Genomic DNA, 13,613 nt, shown 5'->3' on the forward strand with positions numbered 1-13,613 from the left:
ATGTGAAAATTTCACATGGTGCCTGACACCCTTATACATATCTTTGTAAAAAAAATTTAAAAATAAAGAAGGAAAAGATAGAAACGTGTCGAATAGTAAGCAAAGACAATATAAAAAGGTGGTGTTTGCCATTGTTAGTGCAATTGAAATATTAGCAAACAGGATTGTCACAGATGCGGCACGAAACCAGGCGACAGATATTCACATTATTCCAAGGAAAAACGACACACTTATTCAGATCCGTTTAACCAACAAGCTTATTCCTCGATTATCCCTTCCAAAAGATGAATGCGACAGATTAATCTCACATTTTAAATTCACAGCCAATATGGATATCGGAGAAAGACGACGCCCCCAAAGCGGAGCCATTTTTTGCGAGGTAAACGGTCAATTAATGGGCCTTAGACTTTCGACACTCCCATCTAACAACAGAGAAAGCCTTGTCATCCGGCTTTTACCCCAACAAGAACAGATTCCCTTTCATCAGCTCTCATTATTCCCAGCAATGACACGAAAACTACTTGCCCTACTCAAACATGCTCATGGTTTAATAATCTTCACCGGGCCGACTGGCAGCGGAAAAACGACCACCCTCTACTCCCTATTAAATGAAACGGCCCACTTATTTCATCGCAATGTCATCACACTCGAAGATCCAATCGAAAAAAACTATGACTCTGTTCTGCAAGTTCAAGTCAACGAAAAAGCAGGTGTTACCTATGCTGCAGGCCTTAAGGCAATTCTTCGTCATGACCCCGACATCATAATGGTCGGTGAAATCCGGGATGCCGAAACAGCGAAAATTGCTGTTCGAGCCGCTTTAACGGGCCATTTAGTTCTCTCTACCATGCATACCCGGGATGCTAAGGGAGCGGTTTACAGACTCCGTGAATTTGGCGTGAATTGGCTAGAAGTTGAGCAGACATTGATTGCCGTTACCGCACAAAGACTAGTAGAACTTACATGTCCATTTTGCGGAAGAGAGTGCTCCCCATATTGTTATTCCTACGGCAGATGGAAACGGGCAAGTGTGTTTGAGCTATTATCAGGCCGGAATTTAAACAGCGCCATGAAAGCTGCAAAGGGCGAAAAAATTGAAACACATTACCGAACGATTAAAGAAGTGATTAACAAGGGCATCGCACTTGGATACATTCAAGAATCAGAATATGAACGGCTGGTGTATGATGATGAAACGTCATAAATGGTCTGTAAATGAACAAGCCAGTTTCTTGAAAAGAACTGGTGAATTACTCGCAAGGGGATATCCAATTGCGGAAGCAATTGAGTCCATAGCATTACAATTACCTTTGAAACGAAAGGAGGAATTAAATCGTTGTTTAGTAGAGTTAAAAAATGGCTCACCCTTTCATGATGTCTTAAGTAATCTTAGTTTTCACAAAGATCTAATTGGGTATGTTTATTTTGCCGAACAGCATGGCAGCTTTTCGGACGCCTTACTTGAGGGCAGTGAACTCGCCTTATTAAAGGATAAGGATTTAAGAAAGCTTTTAAAATTACTGCAATATCCCATGCTGCTCCTAATGATAACTGGCTTTCTTTTTGTTTTCGTGGAAAACACATTACTGCCAAAGTTTACAAGCCTTTTTTCATCTCTCGGTCTTGAAGAGAATTTTTTCACAAAGGTCATCAATAAGTTTGATCAATATTTCCCAATTGTGATTGAGTCTGTCCTGATTATCCTATTAATAGGGGTATTCTATTATTTTTTTGTATTTCGTAAGATCTCCGTCCTTCAACAAAGGTCACAACTCGTTCGCATTCCAATTGCAGGCAGGATCCTCAAATTACTGTTTACCCACTACTTTTCCATTCAACTCAGCTTCCTTTTATCCGGTGGAATATCGGTCTCTGAAGCATTAAGTCTCTTTGAAAAAAACCAACGACAACCTTTTTACAGCAATCTGGCAAAGGAAATTAAATATAAGCTTGTAACCGGAGAAAAATTGGAGACCATCATTGCCGCTTTTTCATTTTTTGAAAGAGAATTCCCGATGATTGTCAAACATGGACAAGAAAATGGAAAATTAGAACAGGAGTTATTATTTTTCAGCAAGCACTGTGTTACGAATATGGAGGAAATGATTGAAAAAAACTTCAAAACCATCCAGCCTATTTTATATTTGTTTATTGGATTTCTTGTAGTGTCAATGTATTTAGCAATACTACTACCAATGTTCCATCTATTGGATGGAATTTAAAAAATGGAGGTTTAAAAAATGAATTTAAAAAAGAGGAATAATGAAAAGGGGTTCACATTAATCGAAATGTTGATTGTCATGCTTGTTATTTCTGTTTTGCTAATTGTTACGATTCCGAACGTCGCCAAACATAATTCAAATATCAACAATAAAGGCTGTCAGGCATACGTGAAAATGGTTCAAGCTCAAGTCCAAGCGTATGAAATGGATAAGAACAAGATTCCAACACTTGCGGAGCTTAAAACAGAGGGATATCTAAAGGAAGATGCAAAAGGCTGTCCAAACGGTAATGAAGTAGTAATTGATTTAGAGGGAAATGTTACAACTGTTGAAAAATGATTATCAATCAAAAGGGGTTCACATTAATTGAGTCATTAGTGGTTCTCTCGATATTTATGATTATTTCCTCGGTAACAGTCTTCTCCTTAAAGCCACAGCACTCCATGATTGAAGATGAGGCCTTTTTAACCCAACTAAAAGCAGATTTATATTATGCGCAAAACTATGCAATATCGCATCAGCATGAGGTATCTGTTGTTTTTGTGCCAAGTCAATACAGGTACTATATGATTTTGGATACAGAGCTGCCACCGATTGTCGAGAGAAATTACTCAACCAATATTTATCTCACCGAAGGATCCATTCCCTTATATTTCAAATTCTTAATTGATGGGAATATAAACAAGTTTGGCTCCTTCTTTATCCAAACAAAAAAGAGGAACTATAAAATTAATTTTTTGATCGGAAAGGGACGGTTCTATGTTGCGGAACAATAAAGGTTTTTTTTTACTTGAACTGCTCCTGTCATTATCAGCGTTGATTATGCTTAGTTTGTTTTTGCTCCCGTTATTGATGGAGCTAAGGGGCCAATCGATAAAATTGGAAATCGAGAATAGGACAAGGCAAATTATGTATGAAGAATTACAAGCAAAATTAATCGAAAATCAAACTTTTGTAAATTACACATTGAGACAAAATCGAGTGGAATACAAAATTATCTGGAAAGATTCTCGAGTGGCTGGCCAAATGGAGGTGTGCGTGAAAGTTGAAAGAAATGCTTTTCTACCCCAAACCGAAATATGCGGTTTGCTCGAATGAAAAAGCCTTTACGCTCCTTGAGGTGTTATTTGCCTTTTCTATTTTTACCATCATTATTTTCTTTATGACACCTGTTTTTCAAATTATCCTAAACAATAAGGATTCGCATGCACAAATACAAGCAATGGAGTGGGAAGTTTTTTGTAGCCAAATAAAAAAGGAAATTCGCCTGTCCACCCGGGCACAAGTAATCGCAAACCGATTGATTTTAACAAAGGATACGGAAACCATTCAATATGAGAAGTATGGTTCAAACCTAAGAAGGCGTGTGAATTCCACTGGACATGAAATTCTCCTCCAAAATGTATCACAATACTCCTTCACTCTTTTAAATAATGCCGTTAAGGTAAATGTCACGGATCTCTGGGGAAAAGAATATTCGGTTGTAGTCTACTCATTAGTCGACTGGAATACAGTCCCATGAAAAATAATGAAAAGGGGTTTACTTATCCACTTACGTTGTGCTTATTGTTACTTTTTCTATTATTTTTCTCGATACACGTTGAACAATTACTAACCGAAAGAAAGATGGCACATGAAACAGCTGCTATTTTACAACAGGAATATTATTTCCTTTCTTCTGTAAAAAAAATTGAAGGGATATTTCAGACTGGAGGAACCATCCCTTCAAAAGGAACAATTACCTATGTAAATGGAAACATGGATTACCAAGCCGAAACACCAACTGGGTATGTTCAAAAGGTCAATTTCACCCTTCGCCTCCGATCTGATGAACCTATCATCGGGCGTGGATTTTTTGATACAAGGACCAAAAAATTAATAAAATGGGTAGAATTGAAATAAAAATAATGGGCATACTGAAAGAAAAGCGCAAGTGCCCTTTTAGCGGCGTCGAAGTATAAATATAATACTCCTTCATAAAAAGGTGGTATGTCCATGAAGACAAATGACTATGTAAAATACATGACCCAAACCATTGTTAAATATGCGGATCAACCAAAAGATGAAAGAAAACGGATCCGTACTGAACGAAAACAAGCAAGAGCTTCTTTTTGGTATCGCTGGTTCGGAATTCTCCCCTATATCCTCTATTGGGAAGTTAAGAAAAGACGGAAGGTTTAAAGAAGCGAACAATACTTGCTTCTTTTTTTCTTTAAATCTATAAAACAAGTGGTAACAAACACAAACCTTTTAAAATATACATCATTTTTATAATATTGTTACAATATAAAGGCAGTAATTGTGAACATTTTCTAAACATATAGTGTTAACATTGTTAACCTCATTCCTTTGTTATTATCTCTGTATTATAATGTAGTAAATTATGGGGGTCCGAGGTGAATAGAGATGGAACAAACATTAAAAATTACAAACGTTTTGTCAGATCCAACACGATACTATATTTATCAGTACATTACGAAACGCCATCAAGAAGTAACCGTACAAGAGGTAGCCGAAAATTTTAATATTCATCCGAATGTAGCTAGACTGCATCTATCAAAGCTTGAGGATGTTAACATGTTAGCATCTGAAACAAAGAAAACGGGTAAAGGTGGAAGACCAAGCCGATTATATCGTCTGTCTGACGACGTTATTCAGCTGCATTTTCCGTACCGTGACTACATGCTTTTGTCCAAAGTGGCCATTCAAACGATGATTTCACTTGGTGAAGTTGGCAAGGAAGCACTTTTCTTAACAGGTAAACGGTTTGGTACCGAAGTGATTGAGCAGGAAATGGCAAAAAGATCACTTGGTGAGGAATTAGAATTCGATCAAAAGCTAACGATATTAAAGAGTGCTGCAACCCTTGCAGGTTTCTATCCTGAATTTGAAGCAAACGGTGAAAAAACAAAAATCTACTTCCAAATATTTAATTGTCCGTTTAAAGAGGTGGCCGAAGATCATTCGGAAACAGTTTGCAGTATGCACCATGAGTTTCTCAAAGGAATGTTCGGTGCTCTTTTCGAAACAGTTGAGTTAATTGAAAAAGAAAATATGATTACAGGCTGTGAAACTTGCTCTTATCAAGCACTTGTAACAAACTAATTCGAAACCATTATTTACATTACACCTCCTTTTACTTTATAATATTGTAATGATGGTATCGATGGGGTAAAAGGAGGGATACATATGGATCGCATGTTCAGAGTATGTGGTTTCTGGACGGGCATTTTTACCGTAATGTTTTATCTAGGTGGTATGGATAAAACCGCAATGTTATTCTTAGCCCAAACAGGATTCTTCGTTCTGCTTAGCTATCTTAAACTTTCTGAGCGAATGTACTTATGGGTATTCGGAGGATATTTAACAGTTTTCTTCGCAGGCTTCACCTATTGGACTACGTTCATGATGCCGCTTGGCGGAGGTCAATAAGCAGTAAAAAACGCCGGTTATAGCTCCGGCGTTTTTTCTATTTGTCAGGAAACACGTCCCTTTCACTCAAAGATAAACCTTTTTGCTGAATAATTATGTGAAAATAGGAGCTCATTCCCGCTGGCATAATTAAACTCCGAATCGCCCGGTTGCGCTTACTGACCTCTGAAAATGGATTCGGGTCATAATTATTTTCTAATTCGTTCAAGATACCTGCCTTTAATAAAAATTCATCCTGCCTTAACTTTGTTAGCAACTCCAAATTTACTTGCTCACCTTTTTGAATCAGATAATCAAAATGGATATGGGTGGTAATATCCATTTCTCCCGGATACTTCAATACATCATCAATCATATTATGCTGATAATATCCTCTTAAACTCCCCTTTGCTCTACGCGGGTCCTTCCATTCCGCGTTCGTATACCCATAATCAGCTGTGACAACCAATCCTTTTGTTAAAGTTCGCGAAATCTCTTGGAGTATCATCTCCATTGCTAAGGGAATCTCTATCCGCTGATTTTCTTTTAATTCGATGTGACTCTCCGTTAAAAAGGAATAGATTTCTGGATTTGATAATGGAATTTGCTGTTCAAACAATTCATCGTCTTGATAGCCGACCATCACCTCAAAAAGCTGGCCGTCGTTCTTTTCAATTACATGGACAGGCAATGCATCAAAAAGTTCGTTCGAAAAGATTATTCCTTGAAATTCCTTCATCTGGTCCAAACTCTCTATCTGGACCACCGAAAAATCGGGCATCAGTAATTCGCTTTGCAGTTTTCGATGAAAAGGACTGCTTTCTACAATATAATATTGTAAAGGAACTTTAATGGATTCATTCCATTCTTGTAAAAAAGCTTTTGCAAAACGGCCATTTCCAGCTCCAATTTCGCAAAAGATCGGTTCCAAATTTGTTTCGTTACAGACATTGGAAAACCATTTTGCCATCAATCTACCGTAAACATCAGAAATATTGCTAGTGGTAATGAAATCTCCTTGCCGCCCAATTTTCTGCTTGTCCTTCATGTAATAACCAAGTTCAGGATGATATAGAACAGCTCCGATATAATCAGCATAGGAAATCAGCTTTGTTGGAGAAAGTGAAATTAACTGCTGTAAATATGTAATCATAGAAGCTCCTTTTCGAATTAACACTATTGACACAGTGAAAACTTTATTATATTGTTAGGATAGTAGCTTAACAATATCCCCTCCCATTATATGAAATAGAACATCCCCCAGAAAAGCCCTTCTCTTAATCTGAGAAGGGCTTTTCTTTTTTAAAATCCATTTAAAAATGGATTGCTGTCCATTTCATCACCAATTGCTGTTACAGGGCCATGTCCCGACAAGACATACGTTTCTTCTGGCAGGGCCAAAAGCTTGTCATGAATGCTTTTTATCAATTGTGATTGATTACCACCCGGAAGGTCAGTACGGCCGATACTGCCTTGAAATAAGGCATCACCTGAGATAACAAACCTTTCCTTCTCAAAATAGTAAGAAACACTTCCCGGGGAATGACCAGGCGTATGAAAAACACTGAATGTAAAATCATTGATTTCCATCGGTCCCTCATTTTTTATGATATGGTCGGCAGGACTTACTCTGATTGAATCCTGAAACATAAATAATTGTGAGCCATTTAAGGCAGGGTCACTTAACCACTTTTCTTCCTTTTTGTGTATGTATACGGGGATCTTATAGGTATCTCTTACTTCATTAACCGCTCCAATATGATCGAAATGTGCATGTGTTAAAAAAATCGCACAAGGTGTTAATTTTCTCTGATTCAGCAAATGAATCAGCTTTTTTCCTTCACTTCCAGGATCGAAAATTAAACAGGAACGTTGAGAATTTTCTACGATATAACAGTTTGTTTGCAGAGTCCCTAAGGGAATTTGCTGCCATTTCATTAATAATACCTCCAATAACAAATTGCGATACCATCATTTTACACTATTTTACCTAAAGTAAGAAAGCAATGCTTAACATTCCACGTTTTTGCCCTCGACAAATGAAAGAAAAAAATATAAAATAGGAAACGAATGTATATAATATAGTTACATAATTTTCTTTGAATTATTAGGCGTTTGCCTGCTTACGACTAAAAAGGGGGATTTTCCATGGGTTTAGTTATTATTTTTGCTATCGTAACCCTGCTTGCAGCATTCGGAGCATATAGTGCAATAAAGAATAAAAACTTATTAGGCGCTTTTTGGGGTTTAGCTTCTTTCGTTGTTTTTGGCTGGTTTGTCTTTATGACAATTAAAGAATCTGGATTTCCAATGGGGACCCACTAAGATAAAAGACTGCCGGTTGGCAGTCTTTTTTTTTCAATAAATAAGGATAAAGTCATTCCTTAATTAGCTTATATATTTTTCTTCCCTTTATGTCGATAATTTTTTCATATCGATTGCCATAAAGAAGCGCCTCTCCTGAGGGTGAAAAATTGATTGGCTCATTTTCCAGACCGGTCATAATCCGTTCGCTGCTCCCTTTCTTAAGATAATAAGCCATGAGTTCGAATCCACCCCTATAGGAATCAACCTCCCCGCTATTTAAGGGCTTAAAAGTCATAAATTGACCCTTTTGCTCATTAAAGTCATAAAAAGGAACTAACCAATCGGAAAACTTTGTTAGCTGCGGGATGGAAAACGTAAATATCTCTTTATTCTGCTTATCAAAAAAAGAATATGTTGCTTTTGTTTGATCTTGATCATTAACTGTGATTGTCATCAGGAGGTGACGAAAGGTAGAAAATTGGAACACTTTTGGAAACAATGTTTGTTCGTTTTCATTATCTAAACCCTTTACCATTAAGGGAGCAAATAATGCAGGATTATCTTCATCCCAATTTAGAAATGCAAGTTTTTTTTCATCCAGCCACTTAACAAAAGGCTGTGGCAAGGAAACTACGGTTGATTTTGAATTTTTCATGTCCAATAACATGATTTGAAAGGTCCAATCTTCATTAAATTTTGAAACAAGGACTTGTGATTCATTAATTGGATTCCATTCAAATACAAGGTCATAGGAGGGGATGGCTTCTCGATATTTCTCATTTCCCTTTGCATCGATGATGGTAATTAATCCTTCATAAGATGACGGTGCTGAATGGATCAAGATAAATTTCTTGGATGGACTAATTTGCACGTTAACAATTGGACATTCACTTTTATAAATTAATTCACTTTTGCCAGTTAAAAGCTGATACCGATATACCATTGAAGTTTGTTCTAAATTAGTGATATAAAGAACCTCTTCATCAGAAATCCAGCCACTAAGCTTGTAAAATTCCCCTTCTGGGATAGAAATAGGTAATTTCCATTCACTCCCTGTTAAAAGAGAAGCCTTCGGTTTTTCATTTTTAGCGGGAATTTTAGGCTTTGCCTGTTCCTTATTTGTACACGCACTTAAAAGGAGGGGCAAAAAAATAAAAACGAGTATTAACATATACTTTCCATACTTTAGTCGATTCAATTTAAACCAATTCCCCCTCCCTTTAAACCTCACATATGTTAGTACGTTTTTTTGACAAAAATGTTTCAAGGTTTTCATAATGTTTCAATAAATAGGAAAAAAGCCGTAAATTGCCGGCTTTTTTAAAGTATTAGAATTTATATCATTCGACTTTGAGAATTGTCCAGCGCAAGTACCAAGGCGCTTGTGTTTTTCTTGAATAACTTATTGATTTAATTTATTTTTTATCAACCAGGCAGCGCCAAGAACCCCTGCATCATTTCCTAAGGTTGCTAGAGCGAGTTGTGTGGACTTCCTAACGGCTGAAAAGGCAAACTTAGCAAAGTATTCTTTTACGGAGTCTAATAAAATATCTCCAGCTTTTGAAACTCCGCCGCCAAGAACGATTTTTTCTGGATTAAGGGTATTGGCAATATTTGCTGTGACGAACCCTAAATGAAAGGAAACTTCATTCAATACCTGTTGCGCCAATTCATCACCATTACGAGCAGTATCGAAAACATCTTTGGCGGTAACTTTTCCGTTCTTTACAAGCAGTGCTCTTAATTCACCCGTTGACTCAGCTTTTTTAAGTTCACCCATCGCTAACCGGACAATCCCAGTCGCAGAAGCAACCGTTTCAAGACACCCTGTCTTACCACAATTACAAGGAGCACCATCAAATGGGATTACCGTGATATGGCCTATTTCTCCTGCGGCACCGTTGATACCCTGAATAATATTTCCATTTGCGATGACCCCGCCACCAACACCAGTTCCCAGTGTAACACAAACAAGATCCTTCGCTCCATTCCCTGCACCCTTCCACATCTCACCCAATGCCGCGCAGTTTGCGTCATTTTCAACTGCCGCTTTTAGTGAAGTGGAAGCTTCAAGACTTTCCTTTAGTGGAAAGTTATCCTTCCAGCCTAAATTCACCGCGTTTAAAATTGTCCCAGTTTCATAGTCCACTGGTCCTGGTGCACCCATGCCAATGCCTAATAATTTTGCCTTTGTTTGGCCAAGGTCATTAAGTTTTTCATTGATAGCCTTTTCTATATTGGAAGTAATGAATTGTCCCTCATTTGAATTATCAGTCGATATTTCCCATTTATAAACAATTTCCCCATCCATTGTAATAAAAGCTAATTTCGTAGTGGTTCCACCTAAGTCAACCCCTACAATCCATTGATTAGACAATTTATTCACCTATCTTTATTTTTTTCTTTTTGAAATTGAATTTCGTGACGTATTATTAAAAGTGCTGTTTGAAATTCACGTGTTTCTATCAACTGTGATTGATATAGCTCTTTTAGCTCTGTTTCCATTAATTCAAGGTCGGCAACTCGATCGCCTATATAAATAATCGTGCCAAATTGCTTTAAAAATTGCTGAATTTCATAAACCGTTTTCATCAAGGGAGTCCCACCTTAATTTTAATAATGGAGAAAAATAATTAAGATTTCTAAAAAAAGTATAACCCATGCGGCATTTCCCCTCAAGGCAATAATGTTAATAAATATTTTTATTGACCCTTTCTGGGATAAAACATCCTCAACTGTCATTTCTTCAATAGATTTCCCATATAACAGTAATAGGACAAACAAGGTATGTACGTAAAACCACGGGAGGATGAAGTCATTGTGAAAAAAATATATTTTCTAATTGGCATATTGATTTTAGGTATTACTGCAATGGTTTTTTTCCATTCCAAAAATCCTAAAGCACAGGAAAGTATTACTTTTTTCCCAATTGATCCAAAAGTAACCTTTATAACAACTGAAACGTCCCTTGAGCTTGTAAACCATAATTCTTTACTTTGGAAAATTGACTCTACTCTTGATCGAAAAGCTTATCTACGCCAAGATGTCGGATTTTTATTTTCAAATGGCAGGCTAATCGGACAACTTGGGAATTGGAAACAAAACAAGGCTACAATTATCCAAGAAAAACGGGTATCCAGTGATAAAAGTGCCTTTTTGCAAGCAATCAGCTTCCATTATGCCGAGCTTCATAAGAATGAAGGACAGATTTACAGTTCACAGGCCTTATCGGCTGATCAATTGTATATCGTCCTTCAAGACGAAAACACAGATTATTCCTTTCGGGATCCAAAAACAAGAGAACAGAACAAATCGAAACAGGAATTGGATGAACAGACAGAACGAATGCTACAATACAGCTGGAATAAGGGTGTCAGGCACTATGGTATTCATTTACGTGACTATCAGGCTTTTCCTTTAAATCAATTCAACAAACGGGCAAAGTCCGGTCTTCCAGGTTTTACAAAACAAGAAACGGATACGATTGTTGGTCAATTATGGGAAGGCCTTTATAAAAATTATTTCCTTGGAATAAAAAGGCAAGATGGGACAACTGTAAATCCGATTGGCAGCACCCTCCCACTTATCCTATTAGCCAATAACAAATCACATCTATTAGTATTAACTGAGACAGTAAGAGGCGAGCCTATTCTCTTACGCCAGATGATTGAAGATATTGATTAATTTCATGAACTAAATTCGTATATTCCTTTTTATTCGGGTTTAGCTCAGCTGCTTTTTCAGCGTACTTTTTCGCCTGTACAAAATCATTCTGTTCAAGATAAATAAGAGCCAGATTATAATTGGCCTCAGGGAAATCAGGATCCAATTGTAAAACCTTATGCAAATGGATCCGAGCATCATCAAGCATGTTCTGCTTGATTTCAGTAAAGGATAATAAAAAATATATTTGTGTTGAAGGATGATCTGATTTTTCTTCCACTTTCTTCAATTCATTATATGCTTGTTGATAGTTCTCTTGTTTAATATTTTCCTGCGCCAACAATAGCATAGAGTTTTCATCCATACTTTTTGCTGAATGACTAAATCCGTAAGATAAGGAACCCCAAACTAAAGAAAGGGATAAAATTAGAAATGCCATCTGCACTAGTGGCTTTTTCTGCTTAGGAAGATGCAACATTCCTGCAGCAAGGAACCCCCCGATTAATCCACCGATATGTCCTGCATTATCAATGCCATTACGTGAAAATCCAAAGAATAAATTGATTAAAATAATGACAATGAAAGCCGGACCCAATGTCCGGGAAAAAAGCTTCGGATTCATTAAACCAAAATAAAGCAATGCACCTGCGCAGCCAAAAATGGCTCCACTTGCTCCTGCAGAAATATTATCAACAAACAAAAAACTACCTATGAACCCAAGTATTCCAGCAAAAAAGTAGATAAATAAAAAGCGGATATTGCCAAAGATTCGTTCAACCATTGTTCCTAAGAAATACAAGCTGATTGTATTCATTGCTAGATGTGCAAATCCAATATGAAGAAAGATTGGTGTAAGGAATCGCCACCATTCTCCGTTATAAATATATGGATTAAATTTTGCCCCATACTTAATTAAAGTCGATGTATTGGTACTCCCTCCATGTGTCTCAAGCCAGAAAAACATAGCCACCTGAATGAGCATTAATAAATAGGTAAATAAAGGTTTGCCATTAGTAAAAATCGCCTTTTCTGATTTTACTTTTTCCATGGCATATTCGAGGGTAGCTTTTTTTTGATTCTCGGCTTCCTCCACGGAGTATTCATCATTAATCGGGAAGGTTAACTCGCTTTTAAGCCAATCTGTCAGCCGTTGAAAACCCGGCTCATAATCTTCACTCGTCAATAATATCGAGTTTACTTCCGTCTTATTTCCGTCTGGATTGATAAATGGCTTAGCAAGTCGATATTCATATTCATCAACCGGCGGAAATTGGCTGATGTAAATGTTGATCACCTTTAATTCATTTCGACCTATTTGCTTGCGCACTCTTTCCCCATTGGAAGCAGTAAATTCGATATCTCTTTGCATGGCATTGCTCCAGTCTAAATCATGGAGCAGCATTCGTATGATGGGAGCTTTCTTATTTTCTAATTTTTCAAGCCATAGTTCTTTTTGATTTTCAAATAATTGAATAATACGATAACCATGATCAGAGATGAAAGAATAGGCCAGCCTCCAAAAGATGTAACTCTCTCTAGTATTCATTTCTCCCCTACTTTCTATCACTAGTGCCATATTGGCTTCATCGATAAATGACAATCAGATAATAAATATACATTCATTTTACCGTGTTTCTTTCATTATAGACTAAATTCAGAGTTTACATAAATGTAACAACGTGAAATGATAATAATTAACTATTTAGACAAATTACCAAAATAAAAAACCATCTGTGGTTTTCACCATTCAGATGGTCCTCCAAATACTGATTTCATCATTTTGTTTTTTATTCCTGGAAAGCTCATAATCGAGCCTACCGCAAGACGGCGCATCCAGCCAGAAGCAAGTAGAACATTGAGAATCCGGTATCTGTACCGGAAGGCAAAATAACCAATGGAACCAATCATCAAAATGGATGTTAACATGCGAGACATTGTCATCCCTCCTACGACTATTCTGTGAAGATGACATCAATTTTATCCCTATGTCAGTAAAAAAAGGCCAAATTC

Annotated in this window: 19 protein-coding genes; 12 read left to right on the plus strand and 7 right to left on the minus strand. The window is 37.0% G+C overall.

Features of this window, described 5'->3' with window-relative positions; all coding sequences use genetic code 11:
* The first annotated feature begins 85 nt into the window (after nucleotides 1-85).
* From comGA to M5A78_RS12810, 10 genes are all read left to right on the plus strand, one after another.
* Nucleotides 86-1,204, plus strand: a complete 1,119-nt coding sequence (gene comGA, locus M5A78_RS12770; protein WP_319942287.1) for a competence type IV pilus ATPase ComGA — start codon at nucleotides 86-88, stop codon at nucleotides 1,202-1,204.
* Nucleotides 1,146-2,222 carry a competence type IV pilus assembly protein ComGB gene (comGB, locus tag M5A78_RS12775; RefSeq protein ID WP_319942288.1) on the plus strand — a complete coding sequence of 359 codons (1,077 nt, stop codon included), beginning with the start codon at nucleotides 1,146-1,148 and terminating at the stop codon, nucleotides 2,220-2,222. Before comGA ends, comGB begins: the two co-directional genes overlap by 59 nt.
* Nucleotides 2,223-2,240: 18 nt before the next feature.
* Nucleotides 2,241-2,561, plus strand: a complete 321-nt coding sequence (comGC, locus tag M5A78_RS12780) for a competence type IV pilus major pilin ComGC (RefSeq protein WP_248735658.1) — start codon at nucleotides 2,241-2,243, stop codon at nucleotides 2,559-2,561.
* Nucleotides 2,558-2,998 (plus strand): competence type IV pilus minor pilin ComGD, encoded by a 441-nt coding sequence (comGD, locus tag M5A78_RS12785; protein WP_248735659.1) that lies wholly within the window; start codon nucleotides 2,558-2,560, stop codon nucleotides 2,996-2,998. The genes comGC and comGD overlap by 4 nt, the downstream gene beginning before the upstream one ends.
* Nucleotides 2,999-3,044: 46 nt before the next feature.
* Nucleotides 3,045-3,320, plus strand: coding sequence for a hypothetical protein (locus M5A78_RS24955; RefSeq protein ID WP_406603697.1), 276 nt, complete (start codon nucleotides 3,045-3,047; stop codon nucleotides 3,318-3,320).
* Complete coding sequence (gene comGF / locus M5A78_RS12790; RefSeq protein ID WP_248735759.1) at nucleotides 3,277-3,744, plus strand: competence type IV pilus minor pilin ComGF; 468 nt, start codon at nucleotides 3,277-3,279, stop codon at nucleotides 3,742-3,744. Before M5A78_RS24955 ends, comGF begins: the two co-directional genes overlap by 44 nt.
* The gene (gene comGG, locus M5A78_RS12795) at nucleotides 3,741-4,124 is read left to right on the plus strand and encodes a competence type IV pilus minor pilin ComGG (RefSeq protein WP_248735660.1); all 384 of its coding nucleotides are present in this window, start codon (nucleotides 3,741-3,743) and stop codon (nucleotides 4,122-4,124) included. The genes comGF and comGG overlap by 4 nt, the downstream gene beginning before the upstream one ends.
* 93 nt (nucleotides 4,125-4,217) lie before the next feature.
* Complete coding sequence (locus M5A78_RS12800; protein ID WP_248735661.1) at nucleotides 4,218-4,403, plus strand: YqzE family protein; 186 nt, start codon at nucleotides 4,218-4,220, stop codon at nucleotides 4,401-4,403.
* Between the two features lie 225 nt (nucleotides 4,404-4,628).
* Nucleotides 4,629-5,327 carry a helix-turn-helix transcriptional regulator gene (locus tag M5A78_RS12805; protein WP_248735662.1) on the plus strand — a complete coding sequence of 233 codons (699 nt, stop codon included), beginning with the start codon at nucleotides 4,629-4,631 and terminating at the stop codon, nucleotides 5,325-5,327.
* Nucleotides 5,328-5,411: 84 nt separating this feature from the next.
* Nucleotides 5,412-5,654, plus strand: a complete 243-nt coding sequence (locus tag M5A78_RS12810; RefSeq protein WP_248735663.1) for a DUF2626 domain-containing protein — start codon at nucleotides 5,412-5,414, stop codon at nucleotides 5,652-5,654.
* A 37-nt stretch (nucleotides 5,655-5,691) separates the two neighbouring features.
* Here the strand turns inward: M5A78_RS12810 and M5A78_RS12815 are convergent, their stop codons facing one another.
* Both M5A78_RS12815 and M5A78_RS12820 read right to left on the minus strand, forming a co-directional pair.
* Nucleotides 5,692-6,786, minus strand: coding sequence for a class I SAM-dependent methyltransferase (locus M5A78_RS12815; RefSeq protein WP_248735664.1), 1,095 nt, complete (start codon nucleotides 6,784-6,786; stop codon nucleotides 5,692-5,694).
* A 149-nt stretch (nucleotides 6,787-6,935) separates the two neighbouring features.
* Nucleotides 6,936-7,571, minus strand: a complete 636-nt coding sequence (locus M5A78_RS12820) for an MBL fold metallo-hydrolase (RefSeq protein ID WP_248735665.1) — start codon at nucleotides 7,569-7,571, stop codon at nucleotides 6,936-6,938.
* A 210-nt stretch (nucleotides 7,572-7,781) separates the two neighbouring features.
* Between M5A78_RS12820 and M5A78_RS12825 the strand changes: the two genes are divergently transcribed.
* Nucleotides 7,782-7,958, plus strand: coding sequence for a DUF2759 domain-containing protein (locus M5A78_RS12825; protein WP_248735666.1), 177 nt, complete (start codon nucleotides 7,782-7,784; stop codon nucleotides 7,956-7,958).
* Nucleotides 7,959-8,010: 52 nt separating this feature from the next.
* Here the strand turns inward: M5A78_RS12825 and M5A78_RS12830 are convergent, their stop codons facing one another.
* From M5A78_RS12830 to M5A78_RS12840, 3 genes are all read right to left on the minus strand, one after another.
* Nucleotides 8,011-9,138 (minus strand): YqgU-like beta propeller domain-containing protein, encoded by a 1,128-nt coding sequence (locus M5A78_RS12830; protein WP_248735667.1) that lies wholly within the window; start codon nucleotides 9,136-9,138, stop codon nucleotides 8,011-8,013.
* A 204-nt stretch (nucleotides 9,139-9,342) separates the two neighbouring features.
* Entirely contained in the window at nucleotides 9,343-10,317 is a 975-nt protein-coding gene (locus M5A78_RS12835) for an ROK family glucokinase (RefSeq protein ID WP_248735668.1), read from the minus strand.
* 5 nt (nucleotides 10,318-10,322) lie between these two features.
* Nucleotides 10,323-10,532, minus strand: coding sequence for a YqgQ family protein (locus M5A78_RS12840; RefSeq protein WP_248735669.1), 210 nt, complete (start codon nucleotides 10,530-10,532; stop codon nucleotides 10,323-10,325).
* Nucleotides 10,533-10,760: 228 nt separating this feature from the next.
* Between M5A78_RS12840 and M5A78_RS12845 the strand changes: the two genes are divergently transcribed.
* Nucleotides 10,761-11,624, plus strand: coding sequence for a hypothetical protein (locus M5A78_RS12845; protein ID WP_248735670.1), 864 nt, complete (start codon nucleotides 10,761-10,763; stop codon nucleotides 11,622-11,624).
* Here M5A78_RS12845 and M5A78_RS12850 read toward each other — a convergent pair.
* Complete coding sequence (locus tag M5A78_RS12850) at nucleotides 11,587-13,149, minus strand: rhomboid family protein (protein WP_248735671.1); 1,563 nt, start codon at nucleotides 13,147-13,149, stop codon at nucleotides 11,587-11,589. The genes M5A78_RS12845 and M5A78_RS12850 overlap by 38 nt on opposite strands.
* Before the next feature lie 194 nt (nucleotides 13,150-13,343).
* Nucleotides 13,344-13,538: a hypothetical protein gene (locus tag M5A78_RS12855; RefSeq protein ID WP_248735672.1), complete on the minus strand. Its 195-nt coding sequence runs from the start codon at nucleotides 13,536-13,538 to the stop codon at nucleotides 13,344-13,346.
* Between the last annotated feature and the right edge of the window lie 75 nt (nucleotides 13,539-13,613).

The sequence above is a fragment of the Neobacillus rhizosphaerae genome (assembly GCF_937468385.1).
GTDB classification, from domain to species: Bacteria; Bacillota; Bacilli; order Bacillales; family Cytobacillaceae; genus Neobacillus; species Neobacillus rhizosphaerae.

Coding starts and splice junctions, on each gene's coding strand:
- comGD (WP_248735659.1), top strand. CDS start 2,558: ATGATTATCAATCAAAAGGGGTTCACATTAATTGAGTCATTAGTGGTT.
- M5A78_RS12800 (WP_248735661.1), top strand. CDS start 4,218: ATGAAGACAAATGACTATGTAAAATACATGACCCAAACCATTGTTAAA.
- comGC (WP_248735658.1), top strand. CDS start 2,241: ATGAATTTAAAAAAGAGGAATAATGAAAAGGGGTTCACATTAATCGAA.
- M5A78_RS12805 (WP_248735662.1), top strand. CDS start 4,629: ATGGAACAAACATTAAAAATTACAAACGTTTTGTCAGATCCAACACGA.
- M5A78_RS24955 (WP_406603697.1), top strand. CDS start 3,045: ATGCTTAGTTTGTTTTTGCTCCCGTTATTGATGGAGCTAAGGGGCCAA.
- M5A78_RS12810 (WP_248735663.1), top strand. CDS start 5,412: ATGGATCGCATGTTCAGAGTATGTGGTTTCTGGACGGGCATTTTTACC.
- M5A78_RS12850 (WP_248735671.1), bottom strand. CDS start 13,149: ATGAATACTAGAGAGAGTTACATCTTTTGGAGGCTGGCCTATTCTTTC.
- M5A78_RS12825 (WP_248735666.1), top strand. CDS start 7,782: ATGGGTTTAGTTATTATTTTTGCTATCGTAACCCTGCTTGCAGCATTC.
- M5A78_RS12855 (WP_248735672.1), bottom strand. CDS start 13,538: ATGTCTCGCATGTTAACATCCATTTTGATGATTGGTTCCATTGGTTAT.
- M5A78_RS12840 (WP_248735669.1), bottom strand. CDS start 10,532: ATGAAAACGGTTTATGAAATTCAGCAATTTTTAAAGCAATTTGGCACG.
- comGG (WP_248735660.1), top strand. CDS start 3,741: ATGAAAAATAATGAAAAGGGGTTTACTTATCCACTTACGTTGTGCTTA.
- comGF (WP_248735759.1), top strand. CDS start 3,277: ATGCTTTTCTACCCCAAACCGAAATATGCGGTTTGCTCGAATGAAAAA.
- M5A78_RS12815 (WP_248735664.1), bottom strand. CDS start 6,786: ATGATTACATATTTACAGCAGTTAATTTCACTTTCTCCAACAAAGCTG.
- M5A78_RS12820 (WP_248735665.1), bottom strand. CDS start 7,571: ATGAAATGGCAGCAAATTCCCTTAGGGACTCTGCAAACAAACTGTTAT.